The organism is Streptomyces sp. NPDC007162, from assembly GCF_040634175.1.
Lineage (GTDB): Bacteria > Actinomycetota > Actinomycetes > Streptomycetales > Streptomycetaceae > Streptomyces.
The window spans coordinates 1-20834 of sequence record NZ_JBEYFC010000045.1 but is presented as its reverse complement, the minus strand read 5'-3'; the positions used below and the strand labels follow the sequence as shown (position 1 = coordinate 20834).

Genomic DNA, 20834 nt, shown 5'->3' with positions numbered 1-20834 from the left:
TCCTGCCCGGCACCCGACCGAAAGCCCTACCCCGTGCCTGCCACACCCCCGCCCGACGGCCCCTACGACACCACCTCCCTGCGCGCCGCCGCCGTAAGCCGCCTGCTGCGCCTACGCGCCGCACAGAACCTCACCCACCACGACATCCGCACCGTCGCCAGCGCTTTCACCGTCCACTGGCGCACCGTGCGCCGCTGGATGGACAACGCCGACACCCACAACGGCACCTACACCCCAAAGGGCCGCCGCCACTTCACCCTCACCCCCGCCATGCACGAAGCCCTGGCCCAATGGCACGGCAACGCCACATCCGCCTACCGCGAACTCGCCCGACGCGGCCTCCTCGGTACCCCACCGGCCTCCCCGGCCACCTTCCACCGCGCTGTCGCCCGCGAACTCAACCCCGGCCAACGCGCCGCCCTCAAGAACGGAGAAGCAGGACGCCGCCGCCACGACGTCCACGCCCTGCGCCCCCACGGCAACCGCAACGACGTCTGGGAGACCGACCACGTCGAAGCCAGCGTCTTCGTCAACATAGACGGCCAGCGCAGCAAACCCTGGATCACCTGGTTCGTCGACCACGCCGCCTGCACCATCTGCGGCCTTGCCGTCACCCCCCACCAGCCCGGCCAGGACGCCATCCTCGCCGCCGCACGCGACGCCATCCTGTGCGACGCCCCCTACCGACCCTTCGGCGGCATCCCCCGCAAGGTCCGCGTCGACCGCGGCCGCGACTTCCTGAGCACCTGCGTCGACGAAGCGTTCAAAAAATTCGGCACCGAACTGATCGTCCTGCCCCCCTACAGCCCCCACCTCAAAGGCACCGTCGAAGCCGTCAACGGCGCCGTCAAACACACGCTGTTCAAAGGCCTGCCCGGCTACTCCCACACCCCTAGAAGCCGCCGCGACCGCCGCGGCCAGCCTCTGTGGAAGCTGGACGAACTGCTCGACTACGAAACCTTCGTCACCCTCCTGCTGGACTGGGTCGACTGGTGGAACAACGACCACACCATCGCCCGCCTTCACCGGCGCACCCCCGCCCAGGCCTGGCACACAGACCTCACCCCCATCGACACCCTCGATGCCGAAGACCTCCACACCTACACCCTCAAAGAGGCCGGCCCACCCCTGAAGATCACCAGCAAGGGCGTCCGCTGGAAAAGCGCCTACTACGTCGGCGACTGGATGCACGGCCACGGCAGCGCAGGCGAGATCGTCCGCCTGCGCCACGAACCCAACCAGTTCCACCGCGTCGAGCTCTACGACGCCGACACCCTCGCCTACCGCGGCTCCGCCTTCCGCAGCGACGAGATCAGCCCCCAGCAAGCCCGCGAACTCCGCAACGCCCGCCGCCGCGAAGCCGACCACTACGCCGCCAAAGCCCGTCGCGCCCGCAAGAACTCCAAACCCCGCTTCATCCCCACCACCGTCGCCCAACCACCCCAGCCCCGCAACCGCCTCACCGCCAGCCAAGCAGCCGTCCAGCTCCGCGAACTCCACAGCTCCTCGCACGACCAGCACTCCGAGGCCCGGCCCGACCTCCTCAACCGCCCCCAGCCCGCGTCCTCCCGCTGGACCCAGCCGCTGCCCGACCCCAAGCCCCAGGACATTTCATGACGCACCCAGCCACCACCCCCGACACACAGCCAATCACCGGACCCAACTACCACTACCTCGGACTGCCAGGCGCCCGCGCCATCCTCACCCAAGCAAGCGCAGAGACGTACGCCAACCTCGTCACCACCCTCAGCGCCGACAACGGCAGGGGCGCCATGATGTGCGTCCACGGCGGCGTCGGCCTCGGCAAGACCTTCTCCGTCAACAGCCACCTCGACGACCTCGCCCCCCACACCACCCTGCGCATCAAGCTCAGCTCCTCCAAGATCCAAGCGCTACGTGCAGCCCTCTACAAAAAACTCGACCTGCCCGGCCAGCCACCCGCCAACAGCACCCGCTGCGAAACCATGATCAAAGAAGCGCTGGCCGAAACCTCCCGCGTCCTGGTCGTCGACGAAGCCCAGTGGCTCGACACCCGCGCCTTTGAATTCATCCGCGAACTCTGGGACGACGAGGACACCCGCCTCGCCGTCGTCCTCGTCGGCGCCGAAAGCTGCTACCAGAAGATCAAGAACCGACCCGCACTCGACTCCCGCATCCTCGTCTGGCAGCGCTACAAACCCCTCACCCCCGGCGAAGTCCTCACCGTCATCCCCCAATACCACCCACTGTGGACCAACGCCCCCACTGACGAGCTGCTGTGGATCGACGACCTCGCCTGCCACGGCAACTTCCGCCAATGGGCCAAGATCACCTACCTGATCCAAGAACAACAACACGGCCCCAGCACGCCCGGCACACCAGCCGAACCTCCGCACACCCCCACCAGCCCTGCGATTCCCCAGGCCGCCGGAGAACCGCGCGCCCCCTACAGCCGCGACCTGGTCTGCGCCGTACTCAGCCGACTCGACCCGACCCAGCGCCACACTGATTATTGAGCCGAACGCCCGGCCCAATCCGGGTGCAGGACGTCGGCACGAGCACTGCCGGATCCCGCCGCATTTCTCTGAGCCTGGACGCGCGATGAAGCAGGGATGTCACGTTCACGGCCCCTGGATGCACTACTTGGTGTATCGGGTGCTGCGCACCGTCTACTGGCTGCACGGATGGAGACCTGACCACCATGGACCCTGTGTTGAGCGGCATGTCCGCTGCATTAGCGGGCGCGGTCGTGCGTCTGCTGTATCAATGGATCACGTGCCGCACTGTTGTCCGGCTGGCCCAGCTGTACCAGCAGGGCGCAACCGAGCGTGCTCAATTCCTGCCAGCTGGAAGCCGGATGACAGAACGCCTGGCAGGGCAGGAGACAGTTATCGAAATCCACTCCTGCCGGGCGGGCTCCAATCATGGATGAATCCCAGACCAGGGAACGCGTGCTGACCCACCGGGCCAGGAAACTTGCTCCACGGCGCCCGACTGAGGAAGCGGAACTCCTGGGCTCGCGCGCGGGATTCGCCCTTTTCTACTACCGCCACGCAGCGGGCCTGATTCGGTTCGTGATGCGGCTGGGTGCCACCCCGCATGAAGCAGCGGACGCCGTCCATACCGCCTTCACCGAGGCATTCCCACGCTGGCCGCAAATCACCGCGCCGCACGCGTGGCTCCGCACGGTCTCGACCCGTAGCTACCTGCGTCAGACGGCGGGGCGGGAACACCCTACGGCCCTGATACCGGATACGCCCGGCGGCGCTTGTCCGGCCGAGACCGTTGCCCTTAAAGAAGAAGAACAGCGTGTCTACACCGCCCTGGCCGTACTGCCGCCGCGACAACGGCACGTCATGGCCTGGCACCTCGACGGTTTCACTCACGCAGAGATCGCCAGCGCACTCGGCATCACTCCCGAAGCAGTCCGCCAGAATTACGCCCGCGCCCGAGCAGCCCTGAAGCGTTCCCTCGGCCTGATCTCCCAGGAGGGGCGATGACGGACCACACCGCCGAGAACGAGTACACCAGCGAGGACGTGCTGCTGGACGCGCTTCTCGTCCGCGCTGAGACAGGAGTGCTGGAGACGTTGTCGTCCAGCGTGGACCTGGATGCGGGACTCGCGGACATCTTCTGCCAGCACCCGCTGCGGGCGCGGCGCCGCACCTTGCAGCATCCTTCGGCGGACAAATCCGAGGCAACACGGCGTCCCTAGTAGGGCTTGGTCAGGTTCGTATGGGGGTCGGTATGTCGCGTCGCGTTGGCAGGTGGGGCAGGTGCCGGTCCAGAGGTCGAGGAGTGTCTGCATCTCGCGGACGACTTGGTAGAGGCTCAGTCCGGTGCCGCGTCTTTTGGGGCTCGTGCCAGCCGGTAAAGGGTGCAGAAGGCGTGTGCGGCGGAGACGAGGGTGACGTGGTGATGCCAGCCGTTCCAGGTGCGGCCTTCGAAGTGGGTCAGCCCCAGGGCCTGTTTCATCTCCCGGTAGTCGTGTTCGATGCGCCAGCGGAGCTTGGTCAGCCGCACCAGCGTGGCCAGGGGGATGCCGGAGGGCAGGCTGGACAGCTAGAACTGCACCGGCTCGCTCTCACCGGCCGGCCATTCCGCCAGTAGCCACCGCTCGGGCAGCTCCGCACCCCTGGTGGCCTGGCGGATCTCGCGTCCGGCGGGCCGGATGCGCAGGGCGACGAAGCGCGAGTACATGCGCTTGAAGCCGCTGCGGCCCTGTCCCGGCCGGGAGCCCTCACGCCAGGACACCGGCCGGGCCTGTTGCGGGCCGGCCTGCATGACCAGTTCCTTCACCGTCATCGGCTTGTTCGGATACGTCGCCACCGGCGGGCGGCCGGTGCCCTGACAGGGCGGGGTGAGAGGCCGGGCGTGTGCGGGGTGGGCGGTGATGCGAGAAGAGATCCCGCGACGGCATAGGCCAGGTTCCGTTCCTCCAGGCCCAGGCGGAAGGCGGTGGCGTCGCCGTATCCGGCGTCCGCCACGACCAGCGGAACGTCCACGCCCAACTGCGGGCCTCATCGATCATGTCCAGGGCCAGCTGCCACTTCTCCACGTGAGCGGCCTCGCCCGGGATGCCGCACCGATGGTGGCGGGCGACCTTCGCCGGATCCGCCTCCGGTGACGCGGGATCCCAGGAGGCGGGCAGGAACAGCCGCCAGTTGATCGCGGCCGAGGCATGGTCGTGAGCCAAGTGCAACGAGACGCCCACCTGGCAGTTGGTGACCTTGCCCGCGGTCCCGGTGTACTGCCGGGACACACAGGGCGAGGCGTCCCCGTCCTTGAGGAAGCCGGTGTCATCGACGATCAACGCTTCCGGCTGGAGCGCCTCGTGCTTCTTCCACGCGAGACGGGCCCGCACATGCGCTGGATTCCACGGGCTGGTCGTCACGAAGTGCGCCAGCGCCTGCCGGTTGCCGTCTTCACCCAGCCTCGCGGCCATCGGCTCCACCGACTTGCGCCGTCCGTCCAGCAGCAGGCCACGCACGTATACCTGGCCCCACCGCCGCTGGTCAGCGCGGAAGAACCCGTCGAACAACTCCGCCGTGAACGCCTCCAGGTCCTCCCGGACCTCGGCCATCTCCCCAGGTGTCACACCACCACAACGACACCCACCGCCCAACAGACACACCACTCACGGCTGAAGCTGACCAAGCCCTACTAGGGCCGGTATCGGGTTGTGATCAGTTTACGGGTTTCGCCCTCGCGGTCGTGCCTGATCCGGCAGATCTTGTTGTATGACGCGAGTACAACTGACAGACGCCGAGTGGGAGTTCATTGAGCCGTACCTGCCGATCGGTGAGTACGGCCCGTACCCCGAGCGGCTGCGTCGGCAGTTCGAGGGCGTGATCTGGCGGTTTCGGACGGGCGGCCAGTGGCGGGAGATGCCGCAGGAGTTCGGCGCCTGGTCGACTGTCCACAACCGCTTCCGGCAGTGGAGGGATGCCGGGGTGTTCGAGGCCCTGCTGGAGGGCGTGATTACGGAAGCCGCGAAGCGGGGTGATGTGGACTTGTCGCTGGTCAGCGTGGATTCCACCACCGTCCGGGCCCACCATGACGCCGCTGGGATGCACCTCGACTCCGACACGCTTGCCGACCTGGAGAAGGCCGCCGAGGAGGCGGAGAAGGCCCGGCAAAAGGGGGCGGCTCGGAGGAACAAAACAAGCAGGACGCCGCACACGACTCGGAACGGGACGAGCGACGACGTGTCCGGCGCAGGCGCAAGCTCCGCCTGAAGGCCGCCCTGCTCGGGCGTTCCAGGGGCGGTCAGACCAGCAAGGTCCACGTCGCCGGCGAGCGCAAGTGCCGCCCGCTGGCGCTCGTATTGACCGAAGGGCAGGCCGCTGACAGCCCTCAGTTCATACCCGTCCTGAAGAAGGTGCGGGTCCGTGGGCCGGTCGGCCGTCCCCGTACTCGCCCCGATGCGGTCGCCGGAGACAGGGCTTACTCGTCCCGCGGCAACCGCGCACACCTGCGCGCACGCGGCATCAAGGCAGTCATCCCGGAAAAGAAGGACCAGGCCGCCAACCGGAAGAAGAGAGGCTCCACGGGCGGCCGGCCCGTCAGCCACGACGCCGAGCTCTACAAGGAGCGGAACACCGTCGAGCGCCTGATCAACAAGCTGAAAGCTTGGCGAGGCATCGCCACTCGCTACGACAAGTCCCCTGCGAGCTACCTCGCCGGCCTCCACCTTCGCGGCGCGATGATCTGGATCAAGGACCTGGCCAAGTGTGCCGAGGCTCGGTAGTTGTCACCGACGGCACCGCATAAGCTGCACAGAAACCAGGTCGAAGCAGCCGGACTGTCACCAGAGAGGCGCTGGAGTTGTCACACATAGCCGATCACTGGTCTTCCTGTCGCCGGGGCGCAGTGTGACTCGCGACGACCTCATCGCCATGCTCCGCGAACAGACTCCGGCATGCGGGCCTGCACGTAACGCCTTGATCGCCGGGGCTGACTTTGTCGTCTGGGACGGCCTGGTCCCGGCCAACCGGCACGCGGGCGTCTTCCGGGGTCGAATGCACCACTCCTTGAAGCGTGGCCACACGATTGATGGCCTTGCCGAGAGCGTTGACATCCTCAAGCGGGCCGGGGAAGAGCCGCTTCGTACCGGATCCATCGACGCGGTGGACAGGTCATCCTGGTTCACGATCTTCCTGAACTCCACAGCGACAGTAGTGGTGGCCTGCTGCGGCGGACGCCGACCCACCACCATGGAGTCGGCCGACACCCCCGAGTCCGGCGCCCAACCTCGCAGGTGACAACAAGCCTGCCTATGTGACAACTATCGCGCTTTGGCTCACCAAGACCACCCCTTGATCACGACCGAATACTCGCCCTAGTACTCCAGTGCGGTTTCGTGATCTATCCAGCGGGTCCGTCGGCGGATCGTCGTTGGTAGTGGCTGCGTCGCGCTGTTGCCTGGTGGCGTCTGCGCCAGGTGGACCAATGCAGCAGTCTGGCGGCAGTCATGGCCGGTGGGGTAAAGACGGCGACGAGCAGGTGACGGATCTCCGGGACGGTCAGCATGATCGGGTCGTGGCTGCGGGCGGGATGTTGCGGATCGGCAGGCCGGGCGGGGTTGGCGTCGGCGGCGAGGGCGGTCAGGAAGGCCAGGGCCAGCATGGCGAGCGTGATGTGGCGGTGCCATGAGGTCCAGTGCCTGACCTGGTAGTGATCCAGGCCGACTTGGCTCTTGGCGGCCTGGAAGCACTCCTCGACGCTCCAGCGGACACCGGCGACGCGGACGAGCTGGTGCAGGGTGATCTGGTTGGGTGACCAGCACAGGTAGAAGGCGAGTTCACCGGTGGTCTGGCTGCGGCGGATCAGCAGGTGACGATGGACGCCGGTGCCGATGTGGATCCAGGCCCAGTCGTAGTAGCGCGGGCCCTTCGCGCCGGCTCCGGCGCTGTGCCGCTGCCAGGCAGAGGCGGGCAGGCGGTCGGCGAGGACATCGGCGCGGACAGGGGTGCGGCCCTGGTTGATCACGACCCGGGTGGAGCAGGCGACGGCCATCACGTAGCCGATGCCGATCCGCTCCAGGCGTGCGCGTAACTGTGGGTCCTGGCCGTAGGCTTCGTCGCCAGTCACCCACGATGCACTCACTCCGGCGTCCAGCGCGGCGACGATCATCTCCTCGGCCAGCCGGGGCTTGGTCGCGAAGGGGAGGTCCTCGGGCACCCCGGCAGCGTGGCGGCGCTCGGGATCGGAGCACCAGGAGCGCTCGGGCAGGTAGAGCCGTCGGTCGATCAGCGCGCGTCCCCGCTCAGTGGCATAGGCGAGGAACACGCCGACCTGGGAGTTCTCGATCCGGCCGGCTGTGCCGGTGTACTGGCGTTGCACCCCCGCCGACATGCTGCCTTTCTTCACGAAGCCGGTCTCGTCCACGATGAGAACGCCGTCGTCGCCGAGATGGTCGACGACGTAGGCGCGGACATCGTCACGGACGGCGTCGGCGTCCCAGCGGGCATAACGCAGCAGGCGCTGCATCGGCCCGGGCCGGGCGTGACCAGCCTGTTCAGCCAGTTGCCAGCAGTTCTTCCGCTCGGTAGCCGACAGCAGCCCGAGCAAGTAGGCGCGGGCCGTGGCCCGAGGCTCAACTCGGCCGAACCGCCCGGCGATACGAGCCATGACCTGGTCGAACAACACCCGCCAGCGGGCAGGGTCTACGCTATGGCCCGCGGCCACCGCACGATCTTCGTTTGTCCACACACCAACCGATGATCACGCGGTGGCCGTACCCGTTCCCAGCCGGGTCCGCCACAAGATCGCGAAGTCAGACTGGAGTACTAGGGCCGCCGCACCGAAGTCACCGGGTATGCGCCGCCGCACGCTCATTCAAAATGGCTTGAGGCTTGGGCGAAACCCGTTATGCGGCTGGCAGTGTCACGCGCGCCCAGACGGACTTTCCCTGGGCCTTGGGCTCTGTCGTCCAGCCCCAGGTGTTGCTGAGAGCGTTCACGATGGGCAGTCCCCGGTGGCGTTCGGCGAGTGGCTGAGGAGCGGTGAGCCTGGGGCTGAGCTCGCTCGGGTCGCGTACGACACACAGCAGGGTGCGCGGACGCAGAGTGAAGGCCAGCCATACCCCGGCTTGCTCACTATCGACGGTGGCGGTGGCGGTGTCGGGATGGCCGTGGCGGACGGCGTTGGCGACGAGTTCGGAGGCGATCTGGACCGCGTCGTCGCAGATGCTGTGCAGGTTCCAGCGGTGCACGGTGTGCCGGGTGAACTGCCGTGCAATGTAGCAGCAGTGGTGGGAGGCGACGGGAATGCGGCGGGCGGCGAAGGGGGTGCTGCCCAGGCCCGAGCGGACGGCGAGGTTGGGTGTGGAGGCAAGCGGCTCGCCGAGGAACAGCAGTTGCCGTCTCTGGCTGTTGCGCGTGGCAGACGTGGACTGTGGCCGGAATGTGCCCTCGCCTTGTGGCGTCATTGTCCGTCCCCCGGAACTGGTGCCGTGCTTGAGAGCACAACGTGCCGTCGTGCCCGTCACTATTCCGGTCCGCTCCTCGTTCCTGCAAGCGGGGCTCTGCAATTGCAGAGCCCGGATATTCGTACAGGCAGTCGGCCCGGCTGTCGGCCGTGACGGACAAGAGCCGGCTGGCGTCGGGTACGGCTCGGAGGGGCACGGTGAGGTATGCAGCGGGTGGAAAACGGTGTCAGCGCAGGCACGATCGAAGGGGTGCGCTGGTGTAAGAGCGGCCGCAGCGGCGGAAACGGCAACTGCGTGGAAGTCGCACGTCTTTCGGGCGGGGACGTGGCGATGCGCAATTCCAGGTTCCCGGACGGTCCTGCCCTCGTCTATACACGTGAGGAGATCGCGGCCTTCCTCGGTGGCGTCAAGGACGGCGAGTTCGACTTCACCCTTTCGTGACCGACGGTAGATATATGGCCACTCCCTGACATGGCCGGGTGCCGGCTGCCATACTCAGGCATCTCAACGTCCCAATAGGAGTGCCCGTATGGCAGCCGACGTTCAGGCGCCGTCGATCCTCGGATTTCCGCATCGCCCGGAGTGGGGGCCGGCCGCACATCGCAAGGCGCTCGCGGGGCACCTGCGGCGCTGCCGTGATTACGCAGGGCTCGCGCCCCGGCAGGCTGCCCGGTGCATCCACGCCTCCGAAGCGACGATCAGCCGCATGGAAACCGGCCGGACAGCCTTCAAACCCGCCGAGGTCGAACGGCTCCTGGACGCCTATGGCGTGAGAGATCCGCTGGAGCGAGCCAGGATCGCCGACCTGGTTAGGGAAGCGGCTCAACCGGAGGGGTGGCAGCTCTACGCCAATGCGGCGTCCGCGGCCGTGCGTCCGCTGCTGGCCATGGAACCCGCCGCCCGCCGCATCATCTCCTACGAACCCCAACTGGTCCCGGGCTGGCTGCAGACCGAGGAGTACGCCGAGACCGTGATCCGGGCTGTCCACCCGACAAGGCCGGCCAGGGAAATCGCCGAACGCGTGGCCCTGCGGATGCAGCGCATCGAGATGCTGCGCCGCGCCGGTTCACCGCCGGTCCTGCTGGCCGTGATGGACTCTGAGGTCTTCCGCCGCCAGGTCGGCACGCCAGGAGTGATGTACCGGCAGATCAAGCACCTGCTCGCGCTGGTGGAGGAACTGCCCTATCGGCTTCGTCTCCAGATCGCCCCGCTGAGCGTGGGCGCCGCCGGGGTCATTGGGCACCCGGTCGTACACCTGCGGTTCTTCACCCCGGAGTACCTGCCCGACATGGTCTACCTCGAGCAGTACGAAACAGCTGTCTACCGCGAGAAGCCCTCGGAGTCCGAGCGCTACCAGGCCATCCTGAACAACCTGTGCGGCATGGCCAACCCGGCTGAGCAGACACCGGCGCTGCTTGAGCAGGCGCTGGCTTCCTGGCGCTGATACCGCGGGCAGGCGGGCAGCGATCCCGCCGTCGGCGTGGCACTCAGCGCCTGACGAAGCCCACCCCGCCGTACTCCTCCCACTCCCAGCTGAGCTGGGCGGGCACGGTGTCTGGGCGGGAGCGCCATGTGGAGACCTCCACCAGACCCGGTTCGATCACGTCCAGAGGTGCGCAGAAGCCGGCCACGTCCTTCTTCTGCCGCACCCGGCCCCAGTGGCCCTGGGTCTGCTCGTCCATGAAACCGCTGACGAAGTCACGGACCTGGGCGGATTCGCTGACGAGCTGGCAGATGACCATCATGCTGCCGGGCGGCAGCCGGTCCGCGACCCGGGCGATGAGCTCGGCCGGCCGGTCACGGTCCGGGATGCAGTGCAGCACCGACACGAACAGCGCCGCCACCGGCTCGTTGGGGTCAATGAGCCGGCGTACCGGTTCGCTGGAGAAGATCTCGTCGGTTTCCCGCAGGTCCGCCTGGAGTACGGCGGTGTTCTCATTGCTTGCCAGCAGCACGCCGCCGATCGTGCGGACGATGGGATCGTTGTCGATGTAGACCACCCGGCTGGAGGGGTCCACCCGCTGGGCGATCTCATGGACGTTGTCCTGCGTGGGCAGCCCCGAACCGTGGTCGATGAACTGCCGGATGCCGTACTCGGCCGCGAGCACCTGCACGACGCGGCGCAGGAACTCCCGGTTGTTCAGAGCCAGTTCCCGCATGCTCGGCACGTGTTTGAGCAGCTCTTCGCAGGCCGCTCGGTCCGCAGGGTAGTTGTCCTGCCCGCCCAGGAGGCTGTCGTACATGCGGGCCACACTCGGAATCGTGACGTCCACTCCGTACGGCAAGCTCACGCGGTTTCCCCTCCTGCCCTAGCACGCCTGCGCGGCGTGCTCCCCTATTGACGGAGTGTAGGGAAAGGTCGTGGCGGCACGCTGGGCAACGGCCTGAAATTCACTCCTGCGGGGCGCGCGCGGGCAGGCTGGGAAGGTCCCCCGGGCGTAACCCGAGTACCTCGGCGATGCGCTCAGGGCTCAGCTGCATCTGCTCGTGCAGGACAAGCGCATCGTGCTGCAGCGTCTGCACAACCTGAGCGGCCGGGACGGCGGTCGGACCACACCCCAGGGCGCGGTCGATGTGGTCGTGCAGAATTTGCCAGGCCGCGGCAGCGGGGCCGGCACCGCCCAGGATCGCCGTCCAGGACACCGCCAGCTCGGTGAACGCCGCCACGACGGCCGCCTCAGCCGCGGCGCCCCGGCCGATCCGCAGCGCCGCATACCGCAGGTACGGCTCGTAGTGGCGTTCACGGAAGGCCGTATAGGCCGTCAGCGCGGTGCGCTGCGCCCGATCCTCCGGTGGGCAAGCGGGGGCGCGCCGGCCTGCGACGGCGGCGGCCGGCGCCGCCTTTGAGCAGTGGTCAGCAGGGCGGTGTGCGCTCACGGTTCCTCCTCCGGCACGGCGATGTGCGCCCTGCCTTCCGGCAGGCGGGGGTCGTCGCACATCAGGAAGGAGTAATGCACGGCCTCCCACAACGGCTTGAAATCGAGCGGACGGCCCCCGAGCGCGCACACCAGGGCAGCCAGCACCTCCCACTCCGGCACGTCGATGCCCTGCAGGACACGGCGTGCCTGCAGCGCACTGACCGTTTTGGCGCTGAGGCGCTCAATGCGTTCCGCGGGAGGAGACTTGGCCGCCCTGTACAGCCCGCGTACTGCAGCGTGCAACTGTGCGATGGCCGCAGCGATGGGCTGACGTCCCTGCGCTGTCATTCCGTGCGCCGCTTCGAACAGCACGCGCAGTTCGGCCGGGTCAGCGCCGAAGAGGACCGCCAGTGAGCACGTCAGGTCCCAGGTGGGCAGCCGGTCTCCCGACAGGACGCGAGAGATGAACGACGGCGAGAGCATCGTGGAGTCGGCCACCTCCCGGATGGACAGGCCGCTGGCCGTCTGCAGCTGCATCAGCGCCGACGCCAGCTGGCTGGCGGGGGAGACCGCTTCGGAACCGAGGTCGCCGACCGTCTCCTCCGGCCCGTCAGCGGACCGGGCAGACTGCAGGCCCCGCCACTGAGCCGGAGCGGCCCGTTTCTCGTTGGCATGCAGGTCCATCATCCGGGCCACCCGCTCGGGCCCCCACCGTGCCCGTGCCGTCTCCGGAGCTACGTGCGCGGCCCGGGCCACCGATTCCCATTTCTCACCCCGGTGGCGGGCGTCCTGCACCGCAGCCGCGGTATAAATATCCAACTCCCGGCGGATTGCTTCGGCTCTCTCCAACAGCGTGCCCAGCTCCTCCTGGCGCACCTCGCTGTCCAGCAACTGCTGCGCCAGTCTGCGGACCTCGGCCGCCACCGCTGCACCCACAGGTCCCTGCACGGCGGCGACCGGGGCTTGGCGCGGCTGCCGGTTACGCTGAGCCCGCCGACGGCAGGCGGTGCAGCAGTAGCGGCGACGCCGCCCGGCCCCCGGGTTCTGCACCATGGGGCCCCCACAAACCGGACACCGCTCCGGCTGCGACGGATCAGTAGGCACCTCGAAATCCCTCTCCTGTTCCCCGCGAGCGGGCAGCACCCGCCGACGCTTGCGGCCACCGGGCTGCGGGCGGCCGGCAGCGACTCGCGCACGCCGGCCACCCGCAGCATCCGGGGTCAATCCCGTCGTGCCCAGAGGAATTCGATCCGCGAAGTGCGCGCTGCCCCCGCCGCGACGGCGGCGAACGCCACGCACGCGGCAGCGGGCCACTGCCCCGCGGACGGCAGGACAAAGGACAAAACCAGGACCACGACAGGGCCCAAGCCGACCGTGACAACCAGGGCACGCAAGCGTGCGTAATACCGGCCGGCATTGCTACCGTCTAGAGGCGTCCCGGACACCACGGTGCCCTGGACCACATTGGGGTCAGTCATCTTTCTCCTTTGCGGAATTGACGGCTGGTCAAAATGCGGAGGGGCCCTGGTCTGTCGGTGCCATCCTGTGGACCAGGGCCCCTATCTCGCCGTGACCTTAGCGTGCTCCTGGATCGCGCGGCCAATAGAGTGAGGCTTTAACGGAAAATCCGGCCGCACCGATGCGCGAAACAGCCTTGGGAAGCAAGAATTCGCCCGAATGAGGCTGACCGGAACCCAAAAACGGCTGTGTCTGATCGAAATTGATCGCTTCCGCCTGCAAGGTTTCTGATACACCGTTTGCCAGCGCGTGAAAAATCAGATAGGGCGCACCCCGGCGCGCCCGCGGGTGCTCGGCCGCCCCGGTGCTCGCGACGCCCGCCCGCCCCCACGGGCCGGGAAGAACTCCGGCCGGGAGCCGGTCGGTGCGCCGTGCGGGCCGGCCGCGACGCAGTCAGCCACTCCAGCCTCCACCGCCCGGCCCCCGCGACGGGCGAGCGGCTGGGCGGCCCCTGTGCACCCTGCGCCCTGCCGGCTCTGCCCGCCGCCACAAGTGCGGACCTTCGCCGCAGGGGGCGGCGGAGCGCCGCCTGGCCCGCTCCGGAGCGAGGAGGTTCGCGTCATCGAACCGGGCATCACGCTGATTGCGGCCGACGCCGACAAAGCCCAGGTGGGCGCCGCGCTCTCCATGGCATCGCCGCCCTCACAACGCGGCCGCAAAATCCTGCGACAGGACCTGCAAGCCGTGACGGACTCTGCGGAGCGGCCAGGCCGAGCCGCCGGTCTGACGCGCGTTCTGCAGCGCCGTCGGCAGCGGTTTGACGTCCCTTCACTCGCTAAGTAACGTACATGCGGAATCAGATATCGGATGACGGATGGAGGCTGAGGGGTGCTGCTGACAACCGGGCAGGCAGCCGAGGAACTCGGTTGTGCCGTCACGACGTTCCGGCGTCTCGTGCGGGCCGGACTGCTCCCCGGGCTCTCCCGCCGCGGAGTGCGAGTCATGATTCCCCTCAGCTCGGTCCAGGCCCTCAGCGCACGACCCCAGGCCCCACTGCAGCAACTGGACACCGGGGAGATCGCCGTCCTGCGCGTGGACACCGCCCAGCCCTCCGACGACCCCGACCGTGACTGGATCGGCTTCGCAGCCAGCCTCAGCCCCGATGCCCTCATCAAGGCGCTGCGGGGTTGGTGGCGGTGCGACGCGGCAAGCGTCGCAGCCGGGGGAGTGCTCCCGGTCACCTTGTCCGGCTACGTGGTAGCCGTGCTGACCGGGCTCGAGCGGTGGGAAAAGAACACCGAGGGCCGCCACGCCTTCCCCGACGCGCGCCTGGCCGGATATGTCACCGACCTCGCCGCCCCACACACAGTGATCACCTCCGGCCTGGACGGCGACCGCCGGCTCGCCGGACTTCTCCTCGGTACCCGGCTCGCCTCTCAATCGGGCGGGGCCATCGCATACGTCACCACGCACACCGCCGACTGAAGCCGGCCGGACAAGGAAGCCCCCGATGGACGCCCAGAGCTACAGTGCCGCGCTCACCGAGCTGCGGACCGTGCGGGATGCGATCAAAAAGGCCCGGGCGGAACTGACGAGACTGGAGAGCGACCGGGACAGGCGGGTCGTCCAGGCGGCCGCCTACGAGAAGGCAAAGGCGGAGCGGATCGCCCCGGCGTCCGGGCTGAGCATGGCCGACGTCGTCACCCTGGCCCCGGCACTGGCCCCCGACCGCCTGGCCGCGGACAGCGACACTGCGCCGCAGCCTCCGCCGCCCTGTGAAGCGATCACGACGCAGGCCGCCGACGAGACCAGCCCCAAGCCGGCACCACACCCGCAAACCGTGACACCCACGAAAAGCACCACACCTCCCCGCCCTGCTGCCTCGCCACCCCTGGCCCAAGCCGCGGCCCCGACTGCACAACCCCAGACGCCACGCAGCCTGCCCGCCATCGCCGAAGGCACCGCAGGCGATGCCTGGTTCACCCACACGCCCGGCCTGGCCTCCACCCGCCCGAACTTCACCCAACAGGCCCGCTCCACCGTCTTCCTCGACACCAGCACCGGCATCCTGGTCCACCGCAACCAGACCCACCGCCTGGACCTCGGCGCCGCCACGGCCGCAGACATCCTCACCGCCGTCTTCCACACCATCCCCGAGGGCGTGGAGCGGATCTACATCACCGCCGGCGACCCCTGGCACCACGACGCCGACCGCTACCCCTACCTGCGCGACGCCGTCGCCGCCTGGCTGAACGCACCCGCACCGGGCTGGCGCACCGACACCGGCCGCGGCCGCGACCGCATGGCCGGACACTTCGTCCACGCCCGCAACCCCGTCGGCCGCTACCAGCGCGAAGGCGGCGAGCAGCACGTGGAGATCCGCTCAGTGGGGGAGTGGTTCGACCTCGACGGCGACGACCCCCACACGGTCCGCGACGCGTTCGTCCTGCTGTGGCAGGCCCTGCGCCGCCACTGGGACGACGCCGTCCTCATGGGCTCCCCCTCCCAAACCGGCCGAGACCTGTGGACCCGCACCATCCCGCAACGTGGCCAGCACGCCGACGGCTTCCCCGTACTCTCGGAGGACCTGCGCGGCCTGCTGCACGCCACCGCGGGCCAGGGCCGCAACGAACTCCTCACCCCGCCCCGGGTCCCCGCGCAGCTGCCTCACCTCGTCGAGTACGACCGCACGTTCGCCTACGCCAAGCACACCTGGAAATCCCCGGTCGGCACCCCCCGCCGCATCACCGCCCACACCTTCGCCACCTGGAGCGAGAAGGAACAGATGCGGGCCCTGTACGGGTGCGGGCACTGGCAGGTACGCGTAACGGTCCCCGACACCTGGAACCACGTCGGCCTCCTCCCCGCTCCCGCCCCCGGCGACCGCGCCTGGCACTACCCCGCCACCCCCGGAACCACATTCACCACCTGGGCCGGCGGCCCCGAAATCCACACCGCCCTGACCAACCCCATCACCCCGTGGAAGATCGAAATCCTCGACGGCATCCTCTGGGAGGACGGCAAGCCCCTCGACGACTGGGCCAAAAAACTCAAGGAAACCTGGACCAACCTCTCCGCCCAGGCCCACTTCCAGGGCAACCCCCAGCAGGCCCGCGCCGCCCACCTCGCCTCCCGCGCCGTGCGCTCCATCCTCCTGTACGGCATCGGCTCCTTCGCCCAGCGCCCCCGCATGGTCACCGGCACCACCCCCCGCGCCATGGAACGCGACGTACCCGCAGACGCCGAAATCATCAGCTTCGACGACGCGTTGATCACATGGCAGAAACCCACCGGCTTCGCCCGCGACCCCAACGCCCACCCCGAATGGGCCGCCGCGATCTGGTCCGCCGCCCGCGCCGCCCTGCTCACCCAACGCCACCGAGACGACGACACCTACGCCGGAGCCCTGCACACCCCACCCGGCACCGTCGTTGCCTTCCGCACCGACGCCCTCTACCTCACCCAGCCGCAGAACTGGCCCTACCACCACCAGCCCGGCGACTACCTCCTCAAAGGCCGTCTCGACGGCCCCCTGCCTGCCCCCACCACCGAAGAAGAACTGCTCACCCTGAGGGATACGGGACGCACCGCCCTCACCGCCACCGGCCGGGAGGCCTGATGCCGACCCGACGCCGCAACCCACCCCGAGAACAAAAGCAGTTGAACGAGGCGGCCCGACTCGCCGACCGACTCCAGCAAGCCGGCTACACCAGACGCGACATCGCTCGCATCATCAACCGAGACCCCTCCCTGGTCTCGCAGTTCTACACGAAGAACAAAGGAGCAGCCTTCGTCCCCGCCCTCCAGCAGGTCCTGGCCGCCGTCGAAACCGGCGGCATCACCGAACTCCCCGAACTCGCCTCCATCGCCGCCCGCCACACCACCCGCCGCACCACCAGCTCCGGCGCCCGCGCCCGAGTACGCGGCAAAGCCGTCCTGATCACCCCCACCGGCTCCGGCACCGGCCGCGTCGCAGCCCAGGCCATCGCCTCCGGCTCCGCCCGCCTGCGCCCCCTCATCGCCGAAGCCGCCCGCCTGCGCCTGCGCCTGGCCTTCACCGTCCGCCTCGCCAAGACCGGCTACGTGCATCCCTCGGGCAGCCGCACCGACTCACCGGGCATCCGCCGTGAAGTCACCCAGCGCCCCGACCACACCGAGGAACGCTCCTACGGCTCCGCCCAGACCGGCGGGTTCGACGCCGCCGACTTCGCCGAACGCGTCGACGCGGCCAGCGGCGACGTCACCGCAGCCATCCACCAATGGCTCGTCGAGACCGGCCGGATCCACCCCGACGCACAGATCGTCCACCTGGAAGTCCGCACCTGGCGGGCCGCCTCACGCCGCTGATCCCTCACCCACTCCCGGAGTTCCCAGGAGCGTCGAGACCACTGAAGCCGACTGCCAGCGGACTGTAAGGGCAGATGGGGCCGCATCAGCGCCCACTGGAGCCTTCGGCAGTGCGGAGAGACTGGCCGAGACCGCCTTCTCGATTGCCGTACATGCTTCTTCCGCCGGTCGCAGATCAGCCGCGAACCGGTCCCGCGCCGTCAACAGGCCAGGCCATTGTGGGGAGGTTGGCTTACGTGGCGTCCCCCTGCGTGATCGTTTCTCCGGTGAATTTCCGCCCGCCGTTCAGGTGATGACGTCGCGTATGCCGACACCCCGGGGAGCGGGGACCGCTATCTGTCGTGTCCTGCACATCCTCTGCAGGACAGGAGAGATACGCGCATGCGCCCCGTCCACGCGAAGCTCGCTCTGGTCACCGCGGCCGCCACCGTGCTGCTCGGCCCGCTCACGGCAGTTCCGGCCGCCGCCACGCCGGTATCCACCCGCAACGCGGTCACTGCCGCGGCAGCGCGCCGGGATCTGCCCGAGCCACCGCCTGCCGAGATCGTGCGCAAGGAACTCGGTGACTTGAATGTCGCCGCTCCGCACTCGATGGCGGGCTACTCGCGCACGAAGTTCCCGCACTGGATCATCCAGTACGGCACCTGTGACACGCGTGAGGTCGTCCTGCAACGCGACGGCACCGACGTCCTCCAGGACGACCAGTGCCGTGCTGTCTCCGGCACCTGGATCAGCCCCTACGACGACAAGGTCTTCACCGCCTCCGGCCAACTCGACATCGACCACGTCGTGCCCCTGGCCAACGCCTGGCGCTCGGGCGCCGACGAGTGGGACACCGCACTGCGCCGGAAGTTCGCCAACGACCTCATCGAACCCCAACTGGTGGCTGTCTCCGCGTCGTCCAACCGGCAGAAGGGCGACCAGAGCCCGGATCAGTGGGCCCCGCCGCTGCGGTCCTACTGGTGCACCTACTCCCGCGCCTGGACCCACGTGAAGTACGTGTACCACCTCAACATCACCGAACCGGAGAAGAACAAGCTCGACGACATGCTGGACACCTGCGCCGCATGACCGGCCACCCGCGATGCACCACCGCCGGCCGGGCACAGTCCGGTGAGCACCGGGTACAGGGGAGGGACGATGCAGCAACCGGATCCTGACACACCCCGCCCCGGCCCAGGCCCGGGTGCCGGTTCTGCGGCGGCGGGAGCCTGGTACTCCGATGAGGTCACCGCGGGACCCGGCGGGGTGATGACCGACGAGGTCGGCGTCATCACCGGCGACCTCACCGTCCGCACCCGCCTCGGCGACGACGGCCACAGCGCCCATGCCCTCGTGCAGTACACCGGCGCCGAGGAGTGGTACACCCTGGCCGGCAGTCCCGCCCCTGTCCCGGACGGCGACCTGCCCGCCTATCACCAGGACCTGCTCGGCCGTATCCGGCAGGGCCGCACAGCCGAGGCCACATGACAGGCCAAGGCGCCCGTGTCTGGCACGCAGAGCGTGTGGCCTACCGGTACCAGTACTTCACGCCGCGGTGGTGTGAGCAGGTGCCGCGGGCGTGGGCGCTGTAGGAGTAGGTGTCGTCGTTGCATTTGGCTGTCGCCCCGCGCGGATGCGGGCTGTTGGCCTTGCAGACGCCGGTGGTGTGCCGCGCGCAGGATGCTGCTGCCGCATCGCTGGCCGCGGCGATCGGCACCAACAGTGCCCCTGCCACGGCCACAGCCGCGAGTCCGGCCCGGAACCTGGTCATCATCGAATACCCCCTGGGAGTTGGTTGCAGAGGCGAGCATCCACCAGTCGGCCGGCGCCGCGAGGAAGGAGCGGTAGGTGGTCACCGGGCTGTGACCGTGGTAGCACGGCCGTCACCAGGGGTTCGAGAGAAGTGAACAAGCAAGCGAGCCCGATGAAACCGAAACTCCGCGCCGACTTCCTGTAGGGCGTCGGGCTCACGCAGCGGATCCCAGTCGACAGGTCCTGCCGACGCGCCGTCCTCGGCACCGGTGAAAAGACCATCGATGTATGTCATGGGATCGCTGTGTGCCAATGCTGGTCGAATTGGTGAAAGTCTGGTCGACGTCCGCGACCAGACAAGGCTGCGGCGAATCGTACGACCGGAACTCTACAGGGCCATTGCTCAACCTTGGAAGCGATTACTTTCGGCGGCACTTGACCCACATGTCGCGCAGCCAAGCCGTTACCGCTCGCAGGTGCTATTCATGCTGGACGACTGCGCATCGTGCATGACGAGCTTCACCTCGGCGGCCTGCTCACAACCTGCCGAGGTCGCCTTCCCTGATGCCGTGTCGAAAGCCGCAGGCCGAGACTGGCTCGACCTGCGGCTTTCTACTATCACATAGAACGTGCTGGAATTACCTCCAGGCTCCACACATCACCATGCCCCGGGAATTCTCCACGGACGGCACTCGGATCGTCCAGGACGTGGACCGAGGACCCGACAGAACGTTCCCGAAGAATGCGGTATCCGGGCGACCCGTCTACCACTTCCAAGGCACCGCTTCCGGGGATCCGCTCGTACTCACGTTGGACATCGGTCCAGCTCGTGAAGGGATCGAACCGAACACCCAGTCGTTCGTGAACTTCCTCTCGCAGCTCTGGCAAATGGAGCAGTCGGTGGACTTCCAGGGAAATAGCCTGGCACGCCCAAACCGGCTCTCCACCGTACGTCACCTCGAAAAGACCGTAGTCTCGCCGAAGGGTCCTGGCGTTCCGGCGACCCGTGAAGTCGTCCGCGTACGAGAGCGGAACCACGGAATCTACCGCTTCGGGACTGTCGCCGATCCCGAACCGGAGAAGCGAGCCAGTAGAGATCACCCGGGCGATGAATTCTTCACCCGTCATCCCGGTTTCCCCAATGCCTTGATCAAGAACTGGAGCTCGAGAGCCCGATTGGTTGCGTTGCCCCAATTGTGCGTGTTCATGTACCTAAGTGCAGCTCTCGCCTTCTGGGTCAGATCCTTCCGAGGTTCGGGACTGCTTGTGAGAGTGTGTCAAGAACCTTCTGAACACTCTTGTGCGACGCCATACCCGTCTTGAGTCGGATCCCCTTGGCGCCCAACCCTCCCTCGTGACTGAAGACGCGAACCTCGTCGGCGCCAACATGTAGATGTGTGCACTTCGCCGCAGTCCGAAGAAGCTCAATGAAGTCGAAGAGCGACGGCAGCAGTTGATCGGCGTAGCCCTCGAACTGTTCAGCCGCCGCTCGCCGGACGAGGTCTCCATCGACGAGATAGCCTCGG

The 20834-nt window shown here is 68.1% G+C and carries 19 protein-coding genes and 3 pseudogenes; 15 read left to right on the top strand and 7 right to left on the bottom strand.

Annotated elements, in window-relative coordinates:
- Positions 1 to 33: 33 nt before the first annotated feature.
- From ABZ646_RS08165 to ABZ646_RS08145, 5 genes are all read left to right on the top strand, one after another.
- The gene (locus ABZ646_RS08165; protein WP_360514354.1) at positions 34 to 1617 is read left to right on the top strand and encodes a recombinase; all 1584 of its coding nucleotides are present in this window, start codon (positions 34 to 36) and stop codon (positions 1615 to 1617) included.
- The gene (locus ABZ646_RS08160; RefSeq protein WP_360514351.1) at positions 1614 to 2495 is read left to right on the top strand and encodes an ATP-binding protein; all 882 of its coding nucleotides are present in this window, start codon (positions 1614 to 1616) and stop codon (positions 2493 to 2495) included. Before ABZ646_RS08165 ends, ABZ646_RS08160 begins: the two co-directional genes overlap by 4 nt.
- A gap of 185 nt (positions 2496 to 2680) precedes the next feature.
- Positions 2681 to 2911 (top strand): hypothetical protein, encoded by a 231-nt coding sequence (locus ABZ646_RS08155; protein ID WP_360514348.1) that lies wholly within the window; start codon positions 2681 to 2683, stop codon positions 2909 to 2911.
- Positions 2904 to 3479: a sigma-70 family RNA polymerase sigma factor gene (locus tag ABZ646_RS08150; protein WP_360514345.1), complete on the top strand. Its 576-nt coding sequence runs from the start codon at positions 2904 to 2906 to the stop codon at positions 3477 to 3479. The genes ABZ646_RS08155 and ABZ646_RS08150 overlap by 8 nt, the downstream gene beginning before the upstream one ends.
- The gene (locus tag ABZ646_RS08145) at positions 3476 to 3694 is read left to right on the top strand and encodes a hypothetical protein (protein WP_360514342.1); all 219 of its coding nucleotides are present in this window, start codon (positions 3476 to 3478) and stop codon (positions 3692 to 3694) included. Before ABZ646_RS08150 ends, ABZ646_RS08145 begins: the two co-directional genes overlap by 4 nt.
- Positions 3695 to 3810: 116 nt before the next feature.
- Here the strand turns inward: ABZ646_RS08145 and ABZ646_RS08140 are convergent.
- A pseudogene (locus tag ABZ646_RS08140) lies at positions 3811 to 5062 on the bottom strand (IS701 family transposase).
- Positions 5063 to 5219: 157 nt separating this feature from the next.
- On the opposite strand from ABZ646_RS08140, the pseudogene ABZ646_RS08135 reads away from it, so the two are divergent.
- Both ABZ646_RS08135 and ABZ646_RS08130 read left to right on the top strand, forming a co-directional pair.
- A pseudogene (locus ABZ646_RS08135) lies at positions 5220 to 6229 on the top strand (IS5 family transposase).
- 124 nt (positions 6230 to 6353) lie between these two features.
- Positions 6354 to 6743, top strand: coding sequence for a hypothetical protein (locus tag ABZ646_RS08130; RefSeq protein WP_093680218.1), 390 nt, complete (start codon positions 6354 to 6356; stop codon positions 6741 to 6743).
- 103 nt (positions 6744 to 6846) lie between these two features.
- On the opposite strand, the gene ABZ646_RS08125 is transcribed toward ABZ646_RS08130, so the two are convergent.
- A complete protein-coding gene (locus tag ABZ646_RS08125) occupies positions 6847 to 8112 on the bottom strand; it encodes an IS701 family transposase (protein WP_360514339.1) in 1266 nt (421 codons plus the stop codon).
- Positions 8113 to 8350: 238 nt separating this feature from the next.
- Positions 8351 to 8911 (bottom strand): ATP-binding protein, encoded by a 561-nt coding sequence (locus tag ABZ646_RS08120; RefSeq protein ID WP_360514336.1) that lies wholly within the window; start codon positions 8909 to 8911, stop codon positions 8351 to 8353.
- Between the two features lie 204 nt (positions 8912 to 9115).
- Between ABZ646_RS08120 and ABZ646_RS08115 the strand changes: the two genes are divergently transcribed.
- Positions 9116 to 9352, top strand: a complete 237-nt coding sequence (locus tag ABZ646_RS08115; protein WP_360514333.1) for a DUF397 domain-containing protein — start codon at positions 9116 to 9118, stop codon at positions 9350 to 9352.
- Between the two features lie 88 nt (positions 9353 to 9440).
- Entirely contained in the window at positions 9441 to 10355 is a 915-nt protein-coding gene (locus tag ABZ646_RS08110) for a helix-turn-helix transcriptional regulator (RefSeq protein ID WP_360514330.1), read from the top strand.
- A gap of 43 nt (positions 10356 to 10398) precedes the next feature.
- On the opposite strand, the gene ABZ646_RS08105 is transcribed toward ABZ646_RS08110, so the two are convergent.
- The 3 genes from ABZ646_RS08105 to ABZ646_RS08095 form a co-directional block, all read right to left on the bottom strand.
- On the bottom strand, positions 10399 to 11202 hold the full coding sequence (locus tag ABZ646_RS08105; protein ID WP_360514327.1) for an SAM-dependent methyltransferase: 804 nt from the start codon (positions 11200 to 11202) through the stop codon (positions 10399 to 10401).
- A 100-nt stretch (positions 11203 to 11302) separates the two neighbouring features.
- Positions 11303 to 11788, bottom strand: coding sequence for a hypothetical protein (locus ABZ646_RS08100; RefSeq protein WP_360514324.1), 486 nt, complete (start codon positions 11786 to 11788; stop codon positions 11303 to 11305).
- A complete protein-coding gene (locus tag ABZ646_RS08095) occupies positions 11785 to 12693 on the bottom strand; it encodes a helix-turn-helix transcriptional regulator (RefSeq protein ID WP_360514321.1) in 909 nt (302 codons plus the stop codon). The genes ABZ646_RS08100 and ABZ646_RS08095 overlap by 4 nt, the downstream gene beginning before the upstream one ends.
- A 1422-nt stretch (positions 12694 to 14115) precedes the next feature.
- On the opposite strand from ABZ646_RS08095, the gene ABZ646_RS08090 reads away from it, so the two are divergent.
- From ABZ646_RS08090 to ABZ646_RS08070, 5 genes are all read left to right on the top strand, one after another.
- Positions 14116 to 14712: a helix-turn-helix domain-containing protein gene (locus ABZ646_RS08090; RefSeq protein WP_360514318.1), complete on the top strand. Its 597-nt coding sequence runs from the start codon at positions 14116 to 14118 to the stop codon at positions 14710 to 14712.
- Positions 14713 to 14737: 25 nt separating this feature from the next.
- Positions 14738 to 16846 carry a hypothetical protein gene (locus tag ABZ646_RS08085; RefSeq protein ID WP_360514315.1) on the top strand — a complete coding sequence of 703 codons (2109 nt, stop codon included), beginning with the start codon at positions 14738 to 14740 and terminating at the stop codon, positions 16844 to 16846.
- Entirely contained in the window at positions 16846 to 17574 is a 729-nt protein-coding gene (locus ABZ646_RS08080; protein ID WP_360514312.1) for a helix-turn-helix domain containing protein, read from the top strand. Before ABZ646_RS08085 ends, ABZ646_RS08080 begins: the two co-directional genes overlap by 1 nt.
- A gap of 381 nt (positions 17575 to 17955) precedes the next feature.
- Complete coding sequence (locus ABZ646_RS08075; RefSeq protein WP_360514309.1) at positions 17956 to 18645, top strand: HNH endonuclease family protein; 690 nt, start codon at positions 17956 to 17958, stop codon at positions 18643 to 18645.
- Positions 18646 to 18825: 180 nt separating this feature from the next.
- Complete coding sequence (locus ABZ646_RS08070; protein ID WP_358986810.1) at positions 18826 to 19044, top strand: hypothetical protein; 219 nt, start codon at positions 18826 to 18828, stop codon at positions 19042 to 19044.
- 40 nt (positions 19045 to 19084) lie between these two features.
- Here the strand turns inward: ABZ646_RS08070 and ABZ646_RS08065 are convergent, their stop codons facing one another.
- A complete protein-coding gene (locus tag ABZ646_RS08065; protein WP_360514306.1) occupies positions 19085 to 19330 on the bottom strand; it encodes a DUF3761 domain-containing protein in 246 nt (81 codons plus the stop codon).
- 1371 nt (positions 19331 to 20701) lie between these two features.
- Between ABZ646_RS08065 and ABZ646_RS08060 the strand changes: the two are divergent.
- A pseudogene (locus ABZ646_RS08060) lies at positions 20702 to 20834 on the top strand (TetR family transcriptional regulator); the annotation flags it as partial.

Coding starts and splice junctions, on each gene's coding strand:
- ABZ646_RS08075 (WP_360514309.1), top strand. CDS start 17,956: ATGCGCCCCGTCCACGCGAAGCTCGCTCTGGTCACCGCGGCCGCCACC.
- ABZ646_RS08145 (WP_360514342.1), top strand. CDS start 3,476: ATGACGGACCACACCGCCGAGAACGAGTACACCAGCGAGGACGTGCTG.
- ABZ646_RS08065 (WP_360514306.1), bottom strand. CDS start 19,330: ATGATGACCAGGTTCCGGGCCGGACTCGCGGCTGTGGCCGTGGCAGGG.
- ABZ646_RS08160 (WP_360514351.1), top strand. CDS start 1,614: ATGACGCACCCAGCCACCACCCCCGACACACAGCCAATCACCGGACCC.
- ABZ646_RS08125 (WP_360514339.1), bottom strand. CDS start 8,112: ATGGCTCGTATCGCCGGGCGGTTCGGCCGAGTTGAGCCTCGGGCCACG.
- ABZ646_RS08080 (WP_360514312.1), top strand. CDS start 16,846: ATGCCGACCCGACGCCGCAACCCACCCCGAGAACAAAAGCAGTTGAAC.
- ABZ646_RS08155 (WP_360514348.1), top strand. CDS start 2,681: ATGGACCCTGTGTTGAGCGGCATGTCCGCTGCATTAGCGGGCGCGGTC.
- ABZ646_RS08085 (WP_360514315.1), top strand. CDS start 14,738: ATGGACGCCCAGAGCTACAGTGCCGCGCTCACCGAGCTGCGGACCGTG.
- ABZ646_RS08120 (WP_360514336.1), bottom strand. CDS start 8,911: ATGACGCCACAAGGCGAGGGCACATTCCGGCCACAGTCCACGTCTGCC.
- ABZ646_RS08115 (WP_360514333.1), top strand. CDS start 9,116: ATGCAGCGGGTGGAAAACGGTGTCAGCGCAGGCACGATCGAAGGGGTG.
- ABZ646_RS08110 (WP_360514330.1), top strand. CDS start 9,441: ATGGCAGCCGACGTTCAGGCGCCGTCGATCCTCGGATTTCCGCATCGC.
- ABZ646_RS08150 (WP_360514345.1), top strand. CDS start 2,904: ATGGATGAATCCCAGACCAGGGAACGCGTGCTGACCCACCGGGCCAGG.
- ABZ646_RS08070 (WP_358986810.1), top strand. CDS start 18,826: ATGACCGACGAGGTCGGCGTCATCACCGGCGACCTCACCGTCCGCACC.